This is a genomic window from Terriglobia bacterium, assembly GCA_020072645.1.
Taxonomy (GTDB): domain Bacteria; phylum Acidobacteriota; class Terriglobia; order Terriglobales; family Acidobacteriaceae; genus Angelobacter.
This window is the reverse complement of the sequence record JAIQGK010000024.1, coordinates 39,553-61,985: the sequence shown is the minus strand read 5'-3', so window position 1 is coordinate 61,985 and position 22,433 is coordinate 39,553. Positions and strand designations below refer to the sequence as shown.

Annotated in this window: 20 protein-coding genes and 1 pseudogene; 8 read left to right on the top strand and 13 right to left on the bottom strand. The window is 55.4% G+C overall.

The features are described from left to right. On the top strand, nt 1-138 hold a 138-nt coding region (locus LAO76_25760; GenBank protein MBZ5494346.1), incomplete at its 5' end, for an IS481 family transposase. Nucleotides 139-815: 677 nt separating this feature from the next. Here the strand turns inward: LAO76_25760 and LAO76_25755 are convergent. Together LAO76_25755 and LAO76_25750 are read right to left on the bottom strand one after the other, a co-directional pair. After that, a complete protein-coding gene (locus LAO76_25755; protein MBZ5494345.1) occupies nt 816-3,380 on the bottom strand; it encodes a prolyl oligopeptidase family serine peptidase in 2,565 nt (854 codons plus the stop codon). Between the two features lie 112 nt (nt 3,381-3,492). Further along, the gene (locus tag LAO76_25750; protein MBZ5494344.1) at nt 3,493-4,116 is read right to left on the bottom strand and encodes a hypothetical protein; all 624 of its coding nucleotides are present in this window, start codon (nt 4,114-4,116) and stop codon (nt 3,493-3,495) included. A 152-nt stretch (nt 4,117-4,268) separates the two neighbouring features. On the opposite strand from LAO76_25750, the gene LAO76_25745 reads away from it, so the two are divergent. Together LAO76_25745 and LAO76_25740 are read left to right on the top strand one after the other, a co-directional pair. After that, nucleotides 4,269-4,658 carry a hypothetical protein gene (locus LAO76_25745; GenBank protein ID MBZ5494343.1) on the top strand — a complete coding sequence of 130 codons (390 nt, stop codon included), beginning with the start codon at nt 4,269-4,271 and terminating at the stop codon, nt 4,656-4,658. A 48-nt stretch (nt 4,659-4,706) separates the two neighbouring features. Further along, a complete protein-coding gene (locus LAO76_25740) occupies nt 4,707-5,246 on the top strand; it encodes a hypothetical protein (protein MBZ5494342.1) in 540 nt (179 codons plus the stop codon). 142 nt (nt 5,247-5,388) lie between these two features. On the opposite strand, the gene LAO76_25735 is transcribed toward LAO76_25740, so the two are convergent. Further along, nucleotides 5,389-6,549, bottom strand: coding sequence for an FAD-binding oxidoreductase (locus tag LAO76_25735; GenBank protein MBZ5494341.1), 1,161 nt, complete (start codon nt 6,547-6,549; stop codon nt 5,389-5,391). 1 nt (nt 6,550) lies between these two features. After that, the gene (locus tag LAO76_25730) at nt 6,551-9,619 is read right to left on the bottom strand and encodes a hypothetical protein (protein MBZ5494340.1); all 3,069 of its coding nucleotides are present in this window, start codon (nt 9,617-9,619) and stop codon (nt 6,551-6,553) included. Nucleotides 9,620-9,711: 92 nt separating this feature from the next. Here LAO76_25730 and LAO76_25725 point away from each other — a divergent pair, with 92 nt between their 5' ends. Continuing rightward, nucleotides 9,712-10,752: a leucine dehydrogenase gene (locus LAO76_25725; GenBank protein MBZ5494339.1), complete on the top strand. Its 1,041-nt coding sequence runs from the start codon at nt 9,712-9,714 to the stop codon at nt 10,750-10,752. A gap of 17 nt (nt 10,753-10,769) precedes the next feature. Here the strand turns inward: LAO76_25725 and LAO76_25720 are convergent, their stop codons facing one another. The 3 genes from LAO76_25720 to LAO76_25710 all read right to left on the bottom strand — a co-directional run bounded on the left by LAO76_25720 (nt 10,770) and on the right by LAO76_25710 (nt 12,799). Next, entirely contained in the window at nt 10,770-11,627 is an 858-nt protein-coding gene (locus LAO76_25720) for an alpha/beta hydrolase (GenBank protein ID MBZ5494338.1), read from the bottom strand. Then, nucleotides 11,624-12,112, bottom strand: a complete 489-nt coding sequence (locus LAO76_25715; protein ID MBZ5494337.1) for a DUF4442 domain-containing protein — start codon at nt 12,110-12,112, stop codon at nt 11,624-11,626. The genes LAO76_25720 and LAO76_25715 overlap by 4 nt, the downstream gene beginning before the upstream one ends. A gap of 207 nt (nt 12,113-12,319) precedes the next feature. Then, nucleotides 12,320-12,799 carry a cupin domain-containing protein gene (locus tag LAO76_25710; protein ID MBZ5494336.1) on the bottom strand — a complete coding sequence of 160 codons (480 nt, stop codon included), beginning with the start codon at nt 12,797-12,799 and terminating at the stop codon, nt 12,320-12,322. 128 nt (nt 12,800-12,927) lie between these two features. On the opposite strand from LAO76_25710, the gene LAO76_25705 reads away from it, so the two are divergent. Further along, a complete protein-coding gene (locus LAO76_25705) occupies nt 12,928-13,362 on the top strand; it encodes a RidA family protein (protein MBZ5494335.1) in 435 nt (144 codons plus the stop codon). Between the two features lie 14 nt (nt 13,363-13,376). Here LAO76_25705 and LAO76_25700 read toward each other — a convergent pair. Together LAO76_25700 and LAO76_25695 are read right to left on the bottom strand one after the other, a co-directional pair. Further along, nucleotides 13,377-13,649: pseudogene (locus LAO76_25700) on the bottom strand (DUF4242 domain-containing protein). Nucleotides 13,650-14,050: 401 nt separating this feature from the next. Then, nucleotides 14,051-14,719 carry an HAD family hydrolase gene (locus LAO76_25695; protein MBZ5494334.1) on the bottom strand — a complete coding sequence of 223 codons (669 nt, stop codon included), beginning with the start codon at nt 14,717-14,719 and terminating at the stop codon, nt 14,051-14,053. Nucleotides 14,720-15,244: 525 nt separating this feature from the next. Between LAO76_25695 and LAO76_25690 the strand changes: the two genes are divergently transcribed. After that, complete coding sequence (locus LAO76_25690; protein ID MBZ5494333.1) at nt 15,245-15,730, top strand: hypothetical protein; 486 nt, start codon at nt 15,245-15,247, stop codon at nt 15,728-15,730. Between the two features lie 17 nt (nt 15,731-15,747). Here LAO76_25690 and LAO76_25685 read toward each other — a convergent pair whose 3' ends face one another. The 4 genes from LAO76_25685 to LAO76_25670 all read right to left on the bottom strand — a co-directional run bounded on the left by LAO76_25685 (nt 15,748) and on the right by LAO76_25670 (nt 20,033). Then, nucleotides 15,748-18,309, bottom strand: a complete 2,562-nt coding sequence (locus tag LAO76_25685) for a thrombospondin type 3 repeat-containing protein (GenBank protein ID MBZ5494332.1) — start codon at nt 18,307-18,309, stop codon at nt 15,748-15,750. A 58-nt stretch (nt 18,310-18,367) separates the two neighbouring features. Beyond that, nucleotides 18,368-19,087: a hypothetical protein gene (locus LAO76_25680; protein ID MBZ5494331.1), complete on the bottom strand. Its 720-nt coding sequence runs from the start codon at nt 19,085-19,087 to the stop codon at nt 18,368-18,370. Between the two features lie 195 nt (nt 19,088-19,282). Further along, nucleotides 19,283-19,522 (bottom strand): hypothetical protein, encoded by a 240-nt coding sequence (locus LAO76_25675; GenBank protein MBZ5494330.1) that lies wholly within the window; start codon nt 19,520-19,522, stop codon nt 19,283-19,285. 184 nt (nt 19,523-19,706) lie between these two features. Next, a complete protein-coding gene (locus LAO76_25670) occupies nt 19,707-20,033 on the bottom strand; it encodes a hypothetical protein (protein MBZ5494329.1) in 327 nt (108 codons plus the stop codon). A 247-nt stretch (nt 20,034-20,280) separates the two neighbouring features. Between LAO76_25670 and LAO76_25665 the strand changes: the two genes are divergently transcribed. Together LAO76_25665 and LAO76_25660 are read left to right on the top strand one after the other, a co-directional pair. Beyond that, nucleotides 20,281-21,018, top strand: a complete 738-nt coding sequence (locus tag LAO76_25665; GenBank protein ID MBZ5494328.1) for an SDR family oxidoreductase — start codon at nt 20,281-20,283, stop codon at nt 21,016-21,018. Between the two features lie 334 nt (nt 21,019-21,352). Further along, on the top strand, nt 21,353-22,405 hold the full coding sequence (locus LAO76_25660; protein MBZ5494327.1) for a hypothetical protein: 1,053 nt from the start codon (nt 21,353-21,355) through the stop codon (nt 22,403-22,405). Nucleotides 22,406-22,433: the final 28 nt, after the last annotated feature.

Sequence of the window (22,433 nt, the reverse complement as noted above, 5' to 3'; positions counted from 1 at the left end):
TCGCAACACCGTCACGAACATCTTCTTCCCTGGCTTCACCATTACAACTGGCACCGTCCTCATGGTAGCCTCAACCATGTTCCACCTATCAGCCGCTCCGGCCTCGATCGGAACAACCTCTTGAGACTCCACAGTTAGCTTTTTGAAGAAGGTCGATTGTCGCGTTCAGAAGTGTTCACTTTTGGAATCAATGTGCGGAGTCGAACAGTGAGGTCATGATAGGGCAAGGCCGTCTAAATACAAAAGCGCGACCAGGTAAAGTCGCGCCCTTGTTACTGAAGAGGCAAATAAGGAGCCACAATCCCAGGTGCCGGCGGTGACACCCCCTTGGCAACCACCGCCGGTCCTAGTTTGTGCTTTTTCCGTTCATCCTGTCTGAATAGTGCACAAAAGGGGCAAAGCGTTTCATTCGGCTAACGATATTTTTTGTTTTTTTTGCACAGATGAGTGAAATTGCCATAAGTGTTTATATTTCTTTATCTTCGGCGGTGAGGATGCGAATTTTGCATCTAGCTTCTAGCACTATCGGCTGGCGTGGTGAGTTCCGGCCGAGCGGATCGGGGGATCTTACGCACGGTTTCGCCTCGATTGAGCCCCAACCTGCTCACATGCATTGGCAACGTACCCTGCTAAATCCGCCAGGGATACCCAATGCTTGCGGGTCTTTCTAAACGAGAGGATTGAGGCTCACGTGCTGGCCGTCTTTCGCCACCCAGCCCCGATCACCTCCATGGCTTTGGGATCTTCTTCAGCGGCCGGCGGAATCAGCAATTCATTTTCATTCTTCATCCCATTTTCCTCCTCGTGCTCGCTGATCAATGCTGCTCGTTACTCTTTGCGGTTTTGGTCTGCCCTCCGGACGGTGGCGCGTTCTTCACCCATTTATCGAACCACGTAACCATCTCCCACAGCGTGTGTTCAGTGGATTCTCGGGCCAGGTAGCCGTGAGCTTCATAGGGAAGCTGGACATAGCGAACGATCCCGCCGTTGCCTTTGATGGCCTGGTACATGCGCTCACTCTGGATGGGAAAAGTTCCCGAGTTATCGTCAGCCATGCCGTGGATCAGCAGGATGGGATGCTTGATCTTGTCGGCTTGCATGAAGGGCGAAACCTTGATGTACATCTCCGGCGCTTCCCAAATGGTGCGGCGCTCGCTCTGGAAACCAAAAGGTGTGAGTGTGCGATTGTACGCGCCGCTGCGAGCGACGCCAGCCCGGAATAGATCGGAATGCGCCAGCAGATTGGCAGTCATGAAAGCGCCATAGCTGTGTCCGCCCACGCCGACCCGGTTAGGATCGGTGACGCCCATCTCTACGGCTTTATCGATGGCGGCTTTGGCGCTGGCCACAACCTGCTCCACATAAGTATTGTTCATGGTCTCCGGATCGCCGACGACCGGCATGGTGGCGTTATCGAGAATGGCGTAACCCTGCGTTACCAAAAACAGCTGCGAGATGCCGGTGATGGTGGTGAAGTGGTACGGCGAGCCTGAGACCTGTCCGGCTGTATCGGCGTCATTGAACTCCAGCGGATACGCCCACACGATGGTTGGCAGGCGCTCGCCTTCTTTATGGTTGGCAGGCAGGTAGAGCGTAAAGGACAGCTGCACGCCATCTGCTCGTTTATAGGTCACCAGCCGTTTGGTAATGCCGTGAAGCTGCGGAGCAGGATCTGGAAAATCAGTGACGGCTTTTTTGTCTGCACCATTGGCCGTGCGAACAAAATAATTGGGCGGTTCCGTGGGACTCTCGTGGCGGGTCAGGAACTTTGTTCCATCGTCGGCCAGAAGCGCAATCACGGACTCATATTGGCCATCGCCGCATTGGAAGATACGGTCGGATTTCAGGGTATCAAGGTCAAAACGATCCAGGAAAGGGAACTCGCCTTTTTGTGAAGCGCCGTTGCCCGCCAGGAAAATAGCACTGCCAGCCTGGCGCATCACCCTCTTGCCGTTTGGCAGAGTGCGCATCAGCGGCGAGCCGGGATCGCGATAACGGTCGCGTATGGAACGCTCCCAGATCAGCCTGGGTTGCTCGCCGGGTTTGGCGATATCGATTAAAAAAGTGCGCAGCCAGCGCCGGTCGCGATTGTAATCACGCACCAAACCAATCCCATTGTCGCCCCACTCAATCGCTGAGCCAGCGCGGAAACCGCCGCCACCACCGCCGGCAGGAAGAAATCGCTGTTCCAGCTTCACCAGTTCGCGCGGTTTGTCAGTAAATGGGGCGCTAAGCATCATTATTTCATCACGGAAGGGAGTTTTGGTTTTAGGATCGCCGCCATCCAGCGCGTTCGCCCAGATCAGCGTGGCCGGCTGTGTGGGAACCCATTGGTAGTCGCGCGGGCCGGTCAGCACGCCTTCAATGGGAACATGGTCCGCCAATGGCAGGCTGGCAATTTTGTGCTCGAGCTTTCCGGTAAGGTCCCAGACTTCGACTTCGCGCGGGAAGTCGCTCTCCGGCATGATGTAGGAATATGGATGCTGGATGCGAACGACGAGCAGGTGCTTGCCGTCGGGAGAAGGGTCTATGCGGGAAAAGATTCCCGGCTTGCCGATCCTGCTTGCGCCGTTGACGTCAATGCTCGCGCGGATTGGGCCGAGGTGGCCGACATGAGGCAAGCTGACACGCGTCAACTGCGACGTGGCGTAGTAGTCAAACAGCTTTTCATCGTGCGGATTTTCGAGCAGGTCTTCATAGGTGCGTACCGGGGCTTTCTTGCCATCGCTCTCCTGAATGATCGGGCCATCTGGGGTCTTGGGCTCGGCGGGAGCATTACCGCGGCCAGAAGGAACGACCTGGACCAAGAGCGCTTTGCCGTCGGGCATCCACTGCAAGGGATCGCCGAGGATGGCGCTGATCTTGAAGCCCTCAAGCTTCTCGGCCTTGGCGGTTTCAACGTTGCCGATCCACAATTCGATGCCGTCGGCGACGGTGTTGGTAAAGGCGAATTTGGTGCCGTCGGGCGACCAGTCAGGAAGGCTGAGATAAGGATTGGCGGGAATACCTGTAATCTTGAGCGTCTTGCCCGTCGCAACCTGAACCAGGCTCAAAGCGATGAGGCGAGGAGGATGATGTCTGCCATTTGTCGTGGGATTGATGCGCAAGCCGGCAAGGCGAAGCATGGGCTGCGCCAGATCGGCGATCGGAGGATTGGCCAGACGGTCGGCGGAGAGCAGCCATTTTCCATCGGGGCTTACCTGGACGAGCGGCGTGGGCCGCGCATTCAGAATGTCAGAGATTGGCTGCGGAGCCTTCTGGTAACCATGGAGAACAGTGTGCTCTTCCTGAGGCGATTGCTGAGCATTTGCCACCTGGCAGAAAGGTAGGGTAACCACGATAATTAATAAACGAATAAACTGACGTGCCTGCTTGTTCATATGCTTTCTCATGACCCCGCTTTGCCTCAGGTTTTGGAACGAATGAGTCTATTCCAAATTTGAAGATGTTTGAAGAAATCTATCTGGGGCGGGGCATTCGTAGACCTATGGTCTATGCGCCGGAAGCGTGACGTTTCGACCGCGCGCCTGTCAGTACGATGGCGGCGGCAAGCGCGGCTGTCTTTTCGTCTTTGGTCCACGGCGCGCCAAGAGTGCGTCCCATTCCATCGATTCTGTTGTGGATCTGCGGCGCGGCTTTTCCAAAGGCTTTCAGCGCATAGTCGTCAAGATCTCGTGCGGGAATTCCGGTAACCGGAATTTTCAGGTGTTCAAAAGCACTGCGGAAAGCCTGGCGGAAGAATTCACCTTCAGCCGTATGAATTAACGGGTGAGAAGCCATTATTTTTTCCAGATCAGGTAGAGGTCGCGCCGAACCGAGCAGGAGGGCTGATGCGACCAGCACGAAACCCCGATCGCCAAGCTCAGAGACAACGCGGGTGAGCGCTTGAACGGCCAGCCGCCGCGACTCGGCCGCGCATTGGTTCAAATGCGCTTCGGCGGCATGAATTTCCTTTGCTTGAACGTGATGATAGGGCTGGGCCGCACCGGCGACTTTGGAATCAATGATAACCAGTCTGCGACGATCCAGGACTTCTTCCGTGCCAAACTTACCTGCGACGGTCACCACCACACCCCATCCGGAGTGGACGCTCACGCCTATTACCGCTGATTTCATGGAGCCCACTTTACTCTTTTTAATCGCGGCTCAGATAGCGTGTTCAATACCGCTTGAAAAGTTGGGCTGGCATGTTACCTAGGTCACTAACCTCCAAACCGGAAGTTGTACTACTCTACGGAAATAAGGTACATGACCTTCCGGGAGCAGAAATGATAGAAGCAGTAATCAAGGAAACAGCAATTCAGGAAGCCAATCAGGCTTTCACCAGACAAGTAACAAATCAGGTTGCACGGATTACCGGCGAACTGCAGCGGTTGGAACAATTGCTAAGCGCCGGGATGGTGGATCGCCGCGTTTTAAGCGAATTTCGCTTTGCCGTGGATAGTGCCCGCAAAACCGGCTGGCAGGTGGAGAAATGGCTGGATGGCGACAGCCGCGAGCTTTCCACCATAATCACCGAGGAGCGCATCCACTGTATTACGCGCATGAGCAACCAGCTGGCAGCAGAACTTGAGGTTGAAGCGAAGCAGTTTGCCGGACGGGATGCGCTGAAAGATGCGATACGCAAACTCGATAGTGCATTGGCAGCGCAGGCCTAACGGATTCCGACGGGGAGCGACTCAGGCTGATAAGATGTTCTTCAGCCTATGAAAACGATTGTTCTCACAATCCTTGGTGTAATGCTGATTGGCGCGCCGTTGGCGCAAAAAAGCGTGGCGCAGAAGCGCGCAGCGAAAAAACAAGAGTCGCAGCAGTGGAGACCCTACGTTTATCCTGACGACGGCTTCGCGATTACCCTGCCCGCGCCGACCACGCCGCGTAACGATGGTGGCGATCGCCACATACATGTCTACACGGTTCGCCTGGAAGACGGAACAATCTTTAATCTACGTGCCGTCCACAAGCTTATGGATTGCGAAACCACGCTGGCTGACCTGTGGGACAAAGCAGACAGCAACAAAGACCCGAAGGAGCCGGTGATTCGGGGAACGCTCAAACAAGTGGAGCTCTCCGGCTTGCGTGGCCTGGAATATGAGACCGGATCATCCGAGGAGCGCAGCCTGCATCGCTTCCACTGTGGCGACAAAATCTTTTACATCATCAGCGCAGGATACAAGGGTAAGCGCCCCGCGGACGTGAACCGGATCATCAATTCCTTCCAAGTGGTTAATCCGGCGCATAATTGAAAAGTTTCACCGCAAGGACGCCAAGGAAAAAATCAGCGCGAATCAACACGAATCCAAACGGGCGTTCCTTTGCATGGATTCGCGTATTTTCATCTAAATCTTTTTCTTCCTTCGCGCCCTTAGCGTCCTTTGCGGTGAAAACTTATAGCACCGCAGTTTCATGCAGCAACTGACCCTTGGCGAAGCGCTCGAAAGCGAGAACACCAACATCATCCACTACATCGGTTTTTCCCTGCAAAATAAGGTTTGCAAGAATCTTACCTGTCGCTGGTGAGTGCATCACGCCGTGGCCGCTGAAGCCGTTGGCCAGAAAGAATCCGGGCACGGCAGCGACCGGACCGAGCACGCAGTGATGATCGGGCGTCATCTCATAGAGTCCCGCCCAGGCACGCTTGGGATTGATTGGAAGATTCTCAAAGGCTGGGACACGGTCGGCAGCGTGCAGTAGGATTTTTTCGATAAACGCTGTCTCGAAGTCAGTTTTATAACCAGGCGTTTCCTCAGGATCGTTCCAGGCCAGCAGAAAGCCGCGGCCTTCCGGGCGGAAATGGAAGCCCGTGCTCATGTCGATGACCATGGGAGAGGTATGCGGAAAGTCCGAAAAAGGTTCAGACGGGACAAGCATGCGCCGCAGCGGCTCAACCGGCAGATCGACGCCGACGAATTTCGCAATTTGTGCCGCCCATGCTCCCCCGGCATTGACGACCGTGCGGGTGGAAACCGGGCCGCGAGTGGTTTCCACGCGGAATGCGCCTTGCTCATCTGTGCCGATGCCTGTAACTTCAGTCCTCTTCCACAACGTGGCTCCGTGTTCCACGGCTGAGGCCATGAAGCCATTCATCACGCTGTAAGGATCCACAAATCCGTCGGTCGAGCAGAAGCTGCCGCCGAGAACGTCGTCAGAGCGGAGCTGCGGCAGCATGGCGCGAATTTCGTCAGCGGGAAGCAGACGGGCGGTCGTCAAACCGAGTTTCTTTTGCCGCTCGAAGTTGTCGCGCAGATACGCGAGGTGTGAGTCCTTGGTCGCGAGGAAAAGATAACCTTGCGGGCGATAATCGGCAGGATGGCCGACGACTTCTTCAAATTTGGCATAGAAAGGAATCGAGTACAGCGACATCTGTATATTGACGGGCGTGGAAAACTGCGCGCGCACTCCGCCCATGCTCTTGCCGGTGGAACCTTTTCCCTGCGAACTTTCCCGCTCAATGACCAGCACGCTCTTGCAACCCGCATGCGTGAGGTGCCAAGCGATGCTTGAGCCAACTATGCCGCCGCCGATGATGACCACGTCCGCTGTATGCATGCTATTTGGGCTTTAACGCCTCCCACTGCTTGAACAGGGCCTGCGCCTGCGCCAGAGTTTTTTCTGCGGCCTGGGATTCCTGGGTCGTGGGAGCGGCGTCGGCGCTATCCACGGCGACAATCAGCTGGCCAAGGTTGCCGATCACCTGCGCGAATGCCGGCTGCTGGCCGGGAGGACCTTCAGATTCAGCTTCGCCGCGGCGCCGTCGCGCGCCTGCAAGCTTCTTCTCATCGTCAGCGCTGATCTTTCCTGTCTGCGCTGCGGCGTGAATATCTTCGACAGCCTGGTTCGCCTGCTGCGAGGCTTGGACGAGTTTTAACTCCAGAGAGAATTGCTTTTCCAAATCCTGGGGCGTGGTTTTTACGCGAGGATCCATGGTGAGCTTGAAGGGCTGCGTGTATGTTTTGCCGTCGACGGTAAGCCGTACTTGATACCCGCCGGGAAGCGCCTGCGGACCAGCAGGTTCACGTGGCACGTCACCGCCTGCAATGGTAAACATGCTGTATCCGGGCTGGGCGACCGGCGGCGCGGCGTAGCGAACGTCCCAGACGAAGCGATGCATTCCCGCTGCGGTTGAGATCGGCGCTTCAGGCTTAAACCAATACATGGGGAAAGCCGGTGGCGTTGGGGGATGGAACGGCTGGTCTTTGCTGGAGTACGAACGAATGACGCTGCCCTTTGCGTCCAGCACATCAAGTTTTACCTCACCCTGCGCGGGCGACTTCAAGTAATAGTAGAAGATTGCTCCGGGCGGCGGGTTCTCTCCCGAAGGCTCTTCCGGCGGCAGAGGCGTGTCTCCGTGGGTGGTGGCGCGGATACGCATGGCGGTGGAAGGCTGGAAAAGATGCGCTGGGGCTGATTTGATTTCGTCAGTCATCTGACGCAAAGCTGAAATGTCATCCAGAATCCAGAAGGCCCGGCCGTGCGTTGCAATCACCAGATCGTTGTCTTTGATGACCAGATCATGTACGGGAGAAACCGGCAGGTTGAGTTGCAGCGGCTGCCATGAGTCGCCGTCATTGATAGAGAAATAAACGCCGAGTTCGGTTCCAGCAAAGAGCAGCCCTTTCTTGACCCGGTCTTCGCGTACGGCCCGCACGTATGCGCCATTGGGAATGCCGTTGTTGATTCGCGCCCATGTCTTGCCGAAATCCCGCGTGCGATAGATGTATGGGCCCATATCATTGAGCCGATGACGATCCACCGCTGCATAAGCCGTGCCTGCGTTGAAGTGTGAAGGCTCGACGATGCTGATCTTGCTCCAGTCAGAGAGTCCTGAAGGAGTGACATTGTTCCAGGTCTTGCCGCCGTCGCGCGTGAGCTGAATCAAGCCGCTATCTGTGCCTACCCAGATTTGTCCGGCGCTTACCGGCGAAGGCGCAATGGTATAAACCACGCCGTGCCCGCGTGCTCTGGCATTTTCAACCGTTAGCGGTCCGTCCTGTGACGCTTTTGGATCAGCGCCTGTAAGGTCTGGACTGATCTTCTGCCAACTGTTACCGCGGTCATTGCTGCGCAGCACGTACTGTGATCCGAAATAAAGAGTGTGCGGATCCTGCGGCGAGAAGACTACAGGAGATGTCCATGTATAACGATGCTCGGGATGAGCTTCACCGAAGTTGCGGATGGCATCCGGGGCGATGATCTGTGCCTGTCCGGTGCGACGGTCATAACGGAAGAGTTCTCCATAAGTTCCTCCCCCATAGATGATGTTGGAATCGGAAGGATCGGGTGCGATATAACCGCTCTCACCGGCGCCGGCAGGGTGCCAGTCGCGGAAGGTGATAGCGCCGTCATTACTGCGGCTGAGAATAAAGACGCTGCCGCTATCCTGCTGTGCGCCGTAAACGTAATAAGGAAAATCATTGTCAACAGCCACGTGATAGAACTGCGCCGTTGGCTGGTTATACCAACTGCTCCAGGTGTGGCCCGCGTCCACGCTGACGCCAGCGCCCTGGTCGCTGCCAAAGATCATGCGTTGCGGATTGCTGGGATCAATCCAGAGCGCGTGATAATCATCGCCGCCGGGTGCGCCTTTGATGGCGACAAAAGTTTTTCCTGCATCGGTGGAGCGATAAATCGAGACATTGGGAACATACACAGTGTCAGGATTTTTAGGATCGACGTAAATTTCGCCGAAATACCAAAGGCGGCCGAGGCGCGGATCTTTGCCGGTGCGGAGCCATGTTTGGCCACCATCGTCCGACTTGAACACGCCGCCTTCTTTCGTGTCAATCAATGCATAGACGCGCTGGCCGTGCGTGCCGCGTGCGACGGCCAGACCTATGCGTCCCCAATCGCCTTCAGGAAGTCCGCCACCTGTGACAGGTTTCCACTCAGTTCCGCCATCTATGGATTTGTAGATTGCTCCGTTGGTTGTGACGGGAGGATACGCGCTCCAGGGCGGACGCTGGTCATGCACCAGAGCTGCCCACACGGCTTTTGGATTATCGGGATCAAGCGTGATATCGATAGCGCCGGTGTTGTCGTCTTTGAAAAGGACTTTTTGCCATGTCGCTCCGCCGTCCGTCGAACGGAAAACGCCGCGCTCAGCGCTGGGCCCATATGCGCTACCCATGGCCGCGACGAATAATGTATCCGGATTGTGCGGGTCAATGGCAATACGGCTGATGTGCTGCGACGCGGTCAGCCCGATATTCTTCCATGTGTGGCCGGCATCAGTCGATTTGTAAACGCCATTGCCATAAGTCAGGTCGGAGCGGAAATCGGATTCGCCTGTGCCGACATAGATGACGTTGGGATTTGACGGAGCGACGGACAGCGCACCGATGGACGCGATAGGCTGGCTGTCAAAGATTGGTTCCCAAGTGATGCCGCCATTCGCGGTCTTCCACACGCCGCCGCCAACGCCGCCAAAGTAATAAACGTTTGGCTGGCCTTCAACGCCGCTTACGGCAACGGTGCGTCCGCCGCGGTGCGGGCCGATCATGCGCCAGCGTAGACCGTTGTACAGATTAGGATCGAGCTGCTGGGAAGATGCAAAGCCAGATAAAAGGACGAGAAGCGTGCAAAGTGGGATGAAGCGCACGAGAGAAAAGTTTTTCGACATAGGCAAGAGCATTGTACTAAGACACTCTTCCGTGTGGCGGAGCAATCTGGTAAATTCATCGGTACTCCATCCTCCAATTTTCAAAGGGTCCTATGAAAATCAGGGAAATCCGTGTGCCCGGCTATGAGCGTGTAGTGCTTGGGTCGGGCGACGCAGCAGGCTACCAGGGAATTATTGCGATCCATTCCACGACGCTGGGCCCGGCCGTAGGCGGCACCCGTTATTGGAGTTACAAGACTGAAGACGATGCGATGACTGACGCGTTACGTCTGGCTCGGGGCATGACCTACAAAAATGCATTGGCTGGATTGCCATTTGGCGGTGGGAAATCCATCATCATGCACGATGGCAAAGCTACCGATCGCGAGCAGCTTTTCCGCGCGCATGGCCGGATGGTTAACAGCTTTGCCGGTAAATACATCACCGCAGAGGACGTGGGCACGAGTCCAGCGGACATGGAGTATATCCTGAAAGAGACTACTTACGTTGGCGGATTGCAGGGCCGTTCGGGCGATCCGTCACCGCACACGGCGCGCGGCGTATTTCGAGCGATGCAGGCTGCGGCAAAGCACAAATGGGGAAGCGACGATCTGGCGGGAAAGACCGTCGCCATTCAGGGCTGCGGACACGTGGGATATTTTCTGGCCGGAGAGCTGGCGCGAGTCGGGGCCAAGCTGATTGTTACCGATGTGGATGCGGCCAAGGTAAAGCGCGCAATGGACGATCATGGAGCAAGCATGGTCGCGCTGGAAGAGATTTATTCGGCAGAGGCCGACATATTTGCGCCGTGCGCGCTAGGTGGAGTCGTCAACGATCAGACGCTGCCGGAATTCAAAGTCGCGCTGGTCGTGGGCGGGGCTAACAACCAATTGCTGGAGCCTCGGCATGGCGATCTGCTGGAGAAGCGGCGCATTGTTTACGCGCCCGATTACGCGGCCAATGCCGGCGGCGTAATCAATGGCTGCTGCCGCGAGATGATGGGATGGGACGTTGAGAAAACGCTGGCGAAGACCGATGCGATCTATGACACGCTGCTGACCATCTTTGCCATGGCTGAAAGAGAAAAGATTCCCACGTATCAGGCGGCTGATCGGCTGGCGGAAGAGCGGTGGAAACCTGTACTTCGTGCCTGATCAACGTGAGCGGGAATTCACGCAGATGTTTTCTTCATGTGTCTGGCGAGAAACGATCCTATTAGAGGACAAGCAACATCCGGCATCAGCCCACCGGCATGACCGGCGCCGCTGGTTACCTCTGCGGTTTCCCAACCCATTTTATGGAGCGCATCAGCATTCTTGCGCAAGGTAGCGATAAAATTCGTGTCATCGTTGTCTGCGGTATCATCAAAGTTCAGGCGCGGGCAGGTCAGCTTCGCGACCTCACTCTTCTCCGGCCAGTCTTGCAGGCTGCGATAGTAATTAATGTAGTGCACCATTTCGGCGCGTTCAGGATTCTGCTTGTGCAGCTCCTGGATGAATTCAAGCATGTGTTTGTAGGGTCCATCGAGCGCGGGCCAGCCGCCCACTACCAGCGCGATCACGCGTGGAGAGCGCGTGGCGAGCTGCAGAACTGCATTACCGCCCCATGAATACCCCGCAGCGGCAAAGCTGTCGACGTTCGCGGCATCGGCGATGGCCAGATAGTCTTTGCACATATTTTCCACCGTCAGGCGTGTTTCCTCCGGACCGGTTTCTTTGCCTTGAAGATGCGAATAATCGGACATCAGCAGCCGGTAACCGCCGCCAAGATGCTTTATGTAGCCTTCCTTGATTTCTGTTTGAAGCTTGACGTGGGCGGGGTTAGCTACCCGAGAAAACACTGGAGGCCCGAGAAATACGTTTGGACCTTTGGAATTGCCGTGCACTTCAAAGTAGGCGTCAGGGCCAAGGGTGGTTTTGACAAAGCCTTTGCTGAGCAAAGATGTCTGTTGAGTCTGATCTTGCTGGGTCGTTCCTGCGCGGGAAATAAGTAGTGCGCCCAGACCAAAGAGAAACTCGCGCCTGATCATTTTGTTTGTTCCTTGTTTTTTCTCTTAACATACAGCAGCTTGTCGACCTCCGCCACCACGTTGCCTTCTTCGTCCTTCACCAGCACTTGAAACTGCGGCTCGACTTTAGGCTGCGTCTCAGCAGCGGCGCGGATTTCAGCAATCTTTTCTTCCGTCAGTTCGAACGTCGCCTTCATTACGCCTTTGCCGGGTCGTTTGAAACGAATGTTCGCGGCTTTGTCCCAGACAATGTAATCGGGGCCGAGAATGTTGATCAACATGAGCATGTAAAACGGATCGACCATGGAATAGAGTGATCCGCCAAAATGCGTGCCGACGTAATTGCGGTTGTAGAAACGCAACGGCATCTCGACCTCTACACGGCGGAAGTTTTCTGCTATATGAGTGACGCGCACGGCGGCGCCCAGGTAAGGCGGATAGAGATTGACCCAGCGCTTCAGCTTACGGGCAGCGGCAGCGGATTTGCCGACGTTGTTTGACGTCAATGGACCCTCCGGATAAACCTTAACCACAAGGACACGAAGGACCACAAAGTGATTTCTTTATGTAGCTTATGGTTCAGCGTTTCCAAACAAAACAGGGTGCGCTTTTCGCGCACCCATGTCATACAGTTTTAAGTTTATTTTTTGGCGGGCACTTTTTTCGCGGCCATTGCACCCTTCTTCGCCGGGCTGGCCTGCCCGTGGGTCGGGTCAATCAGCAGGGTTGACATAGATGAGCTTGAACGGCCCTATGGCGTTGACCTGGACCACGGTTTCCCCTTTGGTCATGGCGTAATGGTTATGGTGCGGCGGCACAACTGCCAACGATTCCGGCGGCAAAGTCGTCATTGAGCTCTCGTCAAACTTATCGCCCATACCGACGTGAAATTCGCCAGAAAGTACGGTCACGTTTTCCGCCGTCGGATGCCAGTGCGGCATGATCCTGTAACCATCGGGCATCTTCAGACGGACTGTAAACAGCCCGGGCTTGCCTGGATCGCCGGCGAGGACGGCGAACTGTGCGCCGGACGGAAAGACGGCAGGGGCAGGCCCCCATTGGATCTTGTCGGGCGTGACCACGACCGGGGCGGGGCCCGCTGGTTTAGCTTTCGTTGCAGCTTTCTTCGGGGCGGCCGTCTGCGCCAGGGAAATCATAGGGAGCAGAAGCAGGATCGCCAACAATTTACGCATGTACCCTCCAGATGCAAATTGACGCTTATTCTTTCTGGCACCAGATTTTACTCTCTCCTGAATGAGCGTATAAGAAAAATGAACTGCTGGAGCCTGATGTTGCATCTCTTAAAATTCACGGAGGAACCATGACCGCTGACGTAGTTATATTGAATGTGTTCGCACTGGCCGTTGGGCTGGCGGCGGGCGCAAAGCGAATTCGATCGGAGCGCACCACGCGCAGCAATCTGCCATTTAGTGACGCGGTATGGCACGGCAATACGCTCTATCTCTGCGGACACATCGGCCTTGATCCAAAAACCGGCAGGCCGCCTGCCACTGCCGACGAAGAAGCGCGGCTGGTGATGGATGGCGTGAAGCGCACGCTGGAATCCGCCGGGTTGACCATGGACGATCTTCTCTCTGTTCAAATCTTTTGCTCCGATGTGTCGCTCTTCGAAACGTTCAACGTGGTTTATCGGACCTATTTTAAAGGTGAATTTCCAGCGCGGGCATTCCTCGGTTCGGGCAAGCTGTTGTTCGATGCTCGCTTTGAAGTGCAGGGAATTGCTGGAAGATCGTAAGTCTGTGGCCATTTCTATTCGGCGGTCGTGAAATAGATTTTTGCTTTAACTTCTGAAACTTTATTGGCAGGAAAGCCGCCCTGGCTGGCGTGCTCCCGCACCATCTTTTCATTGGGCGCGATATAGATGCAGTAAATCTTATCCTGGGTCACAAAACTTTCCACCCATTGAATTTGTGGTCCCAGGTTATTCAGTACGCCGCAAGATTTCTACGAGATGGCTTGCAGCTCTTCCGGTTTCAGGTTTCCCACGCCGGGAATTTCGCGCTCAATAACGAATTTGGGCAATTGATCTTCTCCTGTTTTTAAGTACAGAGATTCTCCATGCGTTAAAAACTTTTCGGCAAGCCGCGAAAGCGAAGCTCACCACTGATGGCCACTGATAACACTGATCAGGAAAAGCAAACCCGAACCCTTGAAACACGGAGGAACAGAGGAAGCGGAGGGTTTGGCTTTTCAATTCTGGCAATTACCCGGCTTTGGCAATTCTCCGTGTCCCCGTGGTGAGATTTGTTTTTTCCCTGATCAATACCATCTGTGGTGAAGATTTCATTCGTCGCAAGATGGTCGAATAGTGACTTGATCTCCCAAGACTCCTCCGCTTCCTCTGTTCCTCCGTGTTTCAAAGGTTTTGCTTTTCTGTTTTTTCTGATCAGTGGAATCAGTGCTAATCAGTGGTGGATTCCAGGTTAGGCTTTTGCGACAAAGGCATCGCGGTCGTACTTCAGCAGCTCGCCGATCCGTTCCAGCGTGATATCTGCCTGCGGATACGCCGCAAGAATTTTAGGATCAAGCGCATAGTGGCCTTGCCTGGGAAAGACCGTGGTGACTTTGCTGCCCCAGATTTTTTTCACTTCGGCCAGAATGCGGATCTTGTCATCGATCAACACGTAATGATCAGCAGGGAAGCGGCGTTCCACGTCGTCCAGTTCTTTTTCCTTGTGGATATAGATCAGCACATTGCCATTCACCGCCTCGTAAATTCCAGAGCGTTCAACCTTGCGCGGCTGGAAAACAACGTCGCCGTCAGAAAGAATTGCCGCCGTGCCCCATTGCTTCACGTGTTCAATGGCGTCCAGAGAATCAGGATAAAGTCGCGTGGCAAATGGGTAGTTGATGAGAAAGTGTGAAACCGTGAGCAGGCTGGGATCGCGCGGGTACTCCAGGCGATAGCGCTGCAGTGCGCCAAGATAATCCGCGTAGCCAAGCTCGGTGCGGATTTGCTCAAAGAAGTCCCAGTAGCGCTGCTGGCGTTCGGGGCCAACCTGCTGCGCCAGATGGCGCTTAAGATCGGCCGTGACGCGATCGTTATCAAGCAGCGTGTTGTCAACGTCAAAAAGAAAGACGAGATTGGCCATGGCGATCCAAAAATCTATATTAACCGTTCAAGTGAAATAAAAAGTGATGGGCTGCCGAAAGAAGCAGCCCATTCTGATGCACAGAATGCCCTTAAAAGGCTACGCTGAAGCAGCGCGAGCCTGAACGGGGGGGTGGAAAGCGGTCTTTTACTTCAGGCTTGAGCAAGTACCAGATGACGAAGGCGTCTACCGCGACCCAGAACAGGCTCCATACAACAGCTATTCCCTCAGAGCCACCATCGTCCGGACAACCCTGACAATTACTGGATGGTTGGCCGTCTTCTCTCTGATCCAGGTAGTTCAGCAAGCCCCAATCCATAAAAGGAGCGCATGGTCTTTGGATGTTCACGAGTTAGGCGTAATTGGCCGAGCCAGAAGTCACTTCTGGTGAAGGAATATTTCCATCGCCAGTGAATGGAAAACCAACAAAGGATAAGAAACCCAATAACCCCGCAGACGCTGCCCCAATGGCACCATATCCAAAGCAATCCTGAACACTATAATGTGGCTTTAGGAGAGACCGGTTTGGCTGTACGCACTCTGCCACCGTCCGCACGAAGATCCGTAGCCGCGCTCTGGTTTGCGGCATTTGCGGCTCTTGCTACCTTTTTGTTTTTCCTCCGGCTGGTGATGGCGCCTCACGCCGTCATTCTGTACGTGGCATTACCTTCTTTGGCTGCCGGGATTGCCGGTTATACCTGGGGCGCAGCCATTCTGGATCCATCTCGAGTCCAGAATTACGGCCACGCCGTGCTGCGCGGCTTTTTGGTTGGCGCGGGGACGTTCGTGATATTTGCCGCGCTCTTTGCTTGTGGCCTTCCCATGTTGGAAGGGCAATGGTCTTTGGGACGTGTTGGAGGTCTCTTTCTCTTTACTCTCATGCTCGGAATTCTTATGGGCGGCCCGCTGGCGGCGATCACCGGCATGACGGCCGGGATCACTCTATTCAAATTCGGCCGCCACTTCTTTGCAGAAAGTAGCGGCCGAGTTTCTGAAGCCAGCATTGTGTAACAGGAATCCTTCGCGATCTATTGCGTACCGTCAATCGCGAAATATCCTGCCGGCGCCGTTCCACCATTGCTCCCGCAGAACGCCTGAGCAGTGGCAGCCATCGCTTGGATAGCTTGTAGTGAAACGTCATCCTGATCGTGTGGTACAACCGCGGTAGAACAGGCAAAGGCACGATTGCCTGCCGGATCGACCGAGCTGGCTACGATCAGATAGACGCGGCCGTTGCCGCCTCCGCTCCGTTCTGCGCGCAGCAGAAGACCTGCCGCTCCGCCGCTTGCATCCGGTGAGAAGTTCCCGGAACCTTGAGCGAACTGGCTCTCGTTCGAGAACACCTTCACGGAAACAGGTTGTGGCCCGCTGCACTGGTCTTGCGCAGTTGCGGCAAAGCCAACGTTGAACATCGTGTGGTCCGGCGTCCAGAGGACCGGCGATCCCACTGAAGCGCTTACCGCTGGTGCCGTTGTGTCGCGAACGGTAGCCGTGGTTGTGCATGCTACCGGAGCTGACTTGCCGTCAGTGACTGAAATATTCAGGTTATGAACACCCAGTGTGAACGGTTGAGTCAACGTGAGCGCGGCTGTGGTGGGCGCAGGCCCGCTGGGCACCTGGTCCACGCGCAGTTGCGATCCATCGGCATTCCAGGTCACGGTCAGCGCGTCACCATCAGCGTCGGAGACGTGTGCCGTCAAGGAGACCGGCGTTCCCGCGTTGAGCGTGCACTCATTGACCGCAGCCGAGGGACAAACAATCGACGGTGGGTGATTGGGCGTGTTCAACACACTCGCTATGAGTGCGTTGGCATCTGCCGCCGAAACCTGCCCGATCGCCACAAGGCTGTTCACCAGGCTGGTAGCTAGTTGGCTTGCTGACGTGGCCAATCCCGCGCCAACACGGAAGTTTACGATCCGGGTTAACTGATCGGTGAGAGTTGGTGTCTGGGACACGAGCAGTCCGTTTTGTTCCGCGCTTGTCTGTCCATTGGCCAGGGCCTGCAGAAACGCCGCGGTGTTGCGCTGCAACGTTGGCGACGAGCAGGCATCTCCAACGCCATCGAAGTCCGAATCCTTCTGGTCTGGGTTGGGCACCGTGGGACAGTTATCCAGTTCATCTGGGACGCCGTCTCCGTCGGTATCGACGCCAGTGGCTGGTACTCCGTTCCGCACCTGGAAGACATATCTTCCCGCCTGATTGCTGCCAAAGCTGTTATGGATCAGGCCTGTGGAAGGATTGTTGTCGAGGAAAGATCCGGGCAATCCCGAACCGGGCAGCTCAAAGAACGTCCCCGGAGCTCCGCTGCCGTTGGAGAATCCAACGCGCGCTGCAGCTCCGCCCTGGCATGCGCCGTTGCCGCCGCTGGCCTCACCGGTTTCCCATTGAATTGAGTTGTAGTTGAACTCAATGTCAAAGTTGCCGGGAGCTGAATCCGAGCGGTCAACCAGCACCACCTGGAAGAAATCCAGCACGCTGGTGATTTCGGCAAAGCAGCCAACGCCCGGCCACGTGACAGCGAAGGCAGGATGCCCATCGACGGTGCCGGGGCCGTACGTCACTTGGTTTCCGACTCGCGTATCCACGTCCGCAAAGAACGGTGCAATGATCTCGCGTTGCGTCGTCTGCAGGCTAAACGGCGTGAATTCAGAGAGCTGCTGATCAAATGTTACGTTGCCGTTGTCATTCACAAACAGTGAAGAGAACGTCTGTCCGAAGAAGTTGATGGGGAAGCCGATGGCCGTAGGTCCGCTGGAGCCATCGTCATTCGGCGGTAAGGCAAAGCTGTCGAATCCGGTGCGAATCGCTCCGCCCGATCCTCTTGGCCCTGCCACCGGCACCGTAAACGGGAAAACGCTTCCGGTTGAGGACACGGTCCCTGAGACGTCTGACTCGGTGATCGAAGGAACCGAAAGGTTCGGCAGCAATTGGGTGAATGACATCGACAAGGCAAACGTGCTGTCCACCGGGCCGATAATCTGCGTGTTGTAGACGCCCGCTTGCGGCTCCACGATCACCACAGCGTTGCGGGCTGAATTCTGGATGTATGTGGAACCGGGAATCTCATTCACGATTGTGCCATCGGGCAACGTTCCTGTTCTCAGCCCGTTAGGATCGGTTACCAGAACGTTGTTGGGCGGGTCCTGGAACGCGGCGATGGAGGTCACGCCGTCAAGATTGGCGATTAGGTTGGTATGCACGAAAGTTTCAATGCTCTGGAGCATTGAGTTGAAATCGCCAGTCGGCGGGTTCAACGCGTCAAGATTTACGTAGAAGGTAAGCGGCCCCGTATTTGTGTGAATTCCCAATGGCCCGGTGATATCAAAACCGGGAGTGAACCATTGCGCCACCCTGGCTGATCCGCCGGGAGCGGCGTTGATGAAACAATTGTTTGCGCCTGAGCCAAAGGAGAAATTGCACTGCGGAATGGACGATGTGTCGATGCCGCCCTGGTCGAAGATATTTACACTGGCCACGGCCTGGCTGGTTGCTACCTGAATCGGTGGCCCGAAATCAAATCCAAGCTCCGTATCCTGGAACAACACTGGCAGCGCACCTAGATTGGAAGTTACAGAGCATTGCGAAGCCACTCCCCCTCCACCTGAAGTGAACGTTAGCGGAATCGAGCCATAGATCACTCGATAGTCCTTAGTCCTTCAAGGCCAGCTTCACCGGCGCATTCACCTGCGGCAGCGTGACTGGCGTGCCAGTTCCGGCAGGTGGGCATGGCGGAAGCGGCGGAGGCGGTGGCGGAACGCTGCTGCCCCAGAACAGCGGGTCAGGCGAATACGTAGTATCAAAACCGGCGGTTAGCGTGCCGGCGCTCTCCAGAGGAATCTGAAATTCCGCAATCAGGTGATTGAAAGGACAAGTTGGCGACGTACCGAAACTCGCCCGGCCACGCTGGCCTTCAATCTCAGGCACGCGGGTCTGTCCGCCGACCGATTGCACCTGGCCGTTCTCAAGAAAGATGATGGTGCCATCCACAAAGATGTGAATGCTGTAGTGCACCAACGCGGGCGAGCCTGAAGCCTCATCAACGTTGGCAAAGTTCACCAGGAAATAATCATTCGGCCCCAGCGGCGCAGTGCGTGAACACTCGTCATACATCAGGAAAAAAGTATCGGGAGGTCCGCCAGGATTCAGGAAAGCGCCCTGGTCAGCATAGAGATAACTGTTACTTTGCGGGAAGAAAACAGGCGTGATGTCTGACCACTCCTGATGACCGTCCGGGCAAGTGGTAAAACTGCCGTCAGTTGAATGGCAAAAAGCGCTCTGGTTGCTCGCGGCGTGAGCGGTTGGCGCAACGAATGCAAAGAGGACAAAAAACAGGCAGACCAACAGAAAACGGCGATTACTGTCGTGCATTCTTTCACGTCCTTTGTTGTTTGCTTGCGACCATGGCGCCACGGCGCCGCGCATCGCTCCAGCAATATGTTTCGATTTTGGTGTGGGGAAGAGTACCACCTTGTGTGTTACTGAGAGATAAAAATCATCGCAAAATGCAAAAATTCTTTGGGTATCGACCGGGGCACACGCTAGCGTAGCAACTAGATTGCACAATTAACGAAAGCGAATGCTAGCCATGGCACGTGGGAATCCGCGGCGGATCAATATGCGAATTGCGCCTTCGATGATCTTCAACAGGAAAAGTCGGGCACCGAAATCTGGTTTTGGCTGATGCGCGGTGCCCAGCCGGCTACCAGTGCCGGTGCCCGACTCTTTGCCGGAAGCCCGATTCCGGCCTTCCTCACCACCCCGAAGGGCGATGAAGAAATCAATTTTGGGATTGCTGAATTTCAACTTGCTGCTTGAGGAGCACTTTCAGGATTGCCGCGATTCCTGCAAGAAAGTCCACGAATCTCTGGTGTGAATGTGCTGGCAAACTCATCCGTTTTGCTGCAACGGATACTTCTTGCCAATTTTCTGAATTCACTTTAGGTGGACCCTGAACGTGCTCTGGGCTCAAGAGCTTTGGACGAAGGCTCTAGCGTCTAAGGGGTATTAGCAGATTCGGCGGGCCCTGTCTTGGCAGAGAGGCGATGCCGTTATGGATCAAGAGTTGTGGGAGTGCAAAATCTAGCAGCTGTCCGGTCGCTTTAGCGATGCGTTGCGGCGCTTCCACCTGAATATTGGGGGCATGCCTGGTGATCTGGCTGGGAACAACGTAATTGAAATCGACTGTAACGACAGGCGGGATATCGTCATAAGGGTCCGGATCGTACGAATCCGACCAGCAGATGGTGCCCCCGGCCAGGAAAAACATCAGGCCAAGAACAAAGCCACGCAACGATCTATGAGAAAGCAAAAACATTCTTTGCCAATCCCTGGGAAAGACTTCACCTGAGCGCCTGACTCAGCGTGACAACGCATATATTAGCAGGAATCTTTAAAGAACCTTAAGTTTTTTGAGCAGCTCATCTTTTAGGTGGATTGGCGGGCTTCTTCTCTGTCTGATGTGCCTAATGCATTGCCGATCAGCTGCTGGTCTCACCGCCACTCAAAAGCGCCCCTCGGCGATTGCGCAACCGTAGTCCCAATCCCCCATTTACAATGCCTGCGTGACAGACTTGAAAGACAAAACGGTTTTTATCACGGGGGCGGCCCGCCGTTTGGGTAAAGCCATCGCGCTTGCCATGGCCCGGTCCGGGGCGAACGTCGCATTCACCTTTCGCTCGTCCGCCAATGAAGCTGAACAAACGCTCAAAGAAATAGAGGCTACCGGCGTGCAGGCTCTTGCTTTCGAATGCGATCTGCGCCGGGCAGAAAGCGCCCGAAAAGCGGTTGAAACCGTCCTGAAGCATTTCCGTCAGATCCACTTGCTGATCAACAATGCGGGCGTCTTTGAAACCTCAAATATAGAAGAGATTACAGCGGAACAGTGGGATGAAGTTTTCGCGGTGAATGTCCGCGCGCCGTTTCTGGTTTCGCAAAGCTGCATTCCCTCGCTGCGTAGTGCCCAGGGCCGTATTATCAATATGGGATCGTTAGGTGGTGAGAAGCCTTGGGCTACGCATGCGCACTACTGTTCTTCCAAGGCTGCGCTTCACATGCTTACTAAGGTAATGGCCAAGGCCCTGGCCCCGGAAATTGCCGTTAACTGCGTTGCGCCTGGCATGATCGATGCTGGCGCGGGAGAAAAAGATCCGGAGCTCCTTCAGCGTCTGGCCGCGCATACGCCCATGAAGAAGAATGGATCGCCGCAGGACGTTGTAAGCGCGGTGATGTATTTCGCCACCGCGCCGCACTTCATCACAGGCCAGATTCTCACCATTGATGGCGGCCTAAATCTGCGCTGATCAGGGCGATTCCAACTATCCGACCATTCGCATTTATCCGGACACAATAGAAGCTCATCATTTTAGTTACGTTTCCGCGACCGAAGACGCTCGCCTTCACAAAAATCGCAAATTTTGCCCAAAAATACCTTGAATTCCCTTTTTATTCGCTATATGATGTTTTGCATGAGGAGCATCCGGGACATCCTTCGGGAAGAAATGGAGGAATGCACACAAATCCGCGCCAATGAATTAGCTATCCTCAAATTTTTCCAGACGTCCGCCGGCAGGAAGTGGCCGGGATCGGTTGAGCTGGAGAGGCGGAGGCTATTGATGCGGAGATCGCTAAGCTCATATGAAAGCACATCTAACACTGATTGAGGGACACATGACGGCTCTGAAGAAAAATCCTGCCAGCGTTCGACCCAATGAAACTGCTAAATCCTCACCGGCATCATCGGGTTTCTTGGGATCAAGATTCAATATCGATAAGGTAAGAGCATTTGTTGCGGAACTGGAGGTGCCGTTCAGCCCGTCGCTGATCGAGTGGAGGGTGGTAAGAGTTAGCGAGGACCGGAGTCGCGGTCAGGTCCTTCCCTATGCTGATCAGCGGGCCTACACTGACCGCCTGAATGAGCTCTTTACTCCGGCAGGATGGACGCGGACATATACGGTCCAGACCAGCGCTACCTTCGAGCGCAGCCGGGACAATAAAGTTGCAGCCAAGGTGTTTGTCACGTGCGAACTTACAATTCATGGAATCGGTTCCCATTCCGCCACCGGAGAGGAATGGACGGACAACGAAAATGCTGGAACCAGCGCCGAGGCGCAGGCTTTCAAGCGCGCCTGCTCCTGTTTCGGACTGGGAAGATATCTATATAACCTTAGCGGCGTATGGGTGGAGCTGGACGAACATGGACATCCGGCGGAAACGCCGCAGCTTGGCGGCTGGGCTACGCCCGAGGGATGGCGAAAAGGCTTGCGGTCCTTGCCCCACGGCGAATCCGGAGCGGTGAAGCCGGCTGCCGCAGACAAAAGGAAGAAGAATTCCCGGTCCGACGAGCCGAGTATTTCGCTCGAAGACAGGCGAATGATTCAGCAGATCGAAGCCATGGCGCAGCCGCTGGGCAAAGCCATGTACCGGGGACTACTGAAGGCCATAGCGCGCGTCTGGAAGCCCTCAGAGATAAACGACCGTGTGGTATTGGAGAAAGTTTTGGCCACCATGCAGTCGGCCGCCCAAGGGCTTCGCCGGCTGGAAGCCGCGCAGGAGCGGATCGGATCTGAAGCGACAAAGGCCGTCATGAACTCATTGCATGTCAGGTCTGTGGCGCAAGTGGACAACCTGGAAACCCTGAGGCAGCTTGTGCGCGCGCTCGAAGAAAACGCCGACCAGATCAGCGCCTGATAGCAGCCGGCCATTTATCAGGAAATAG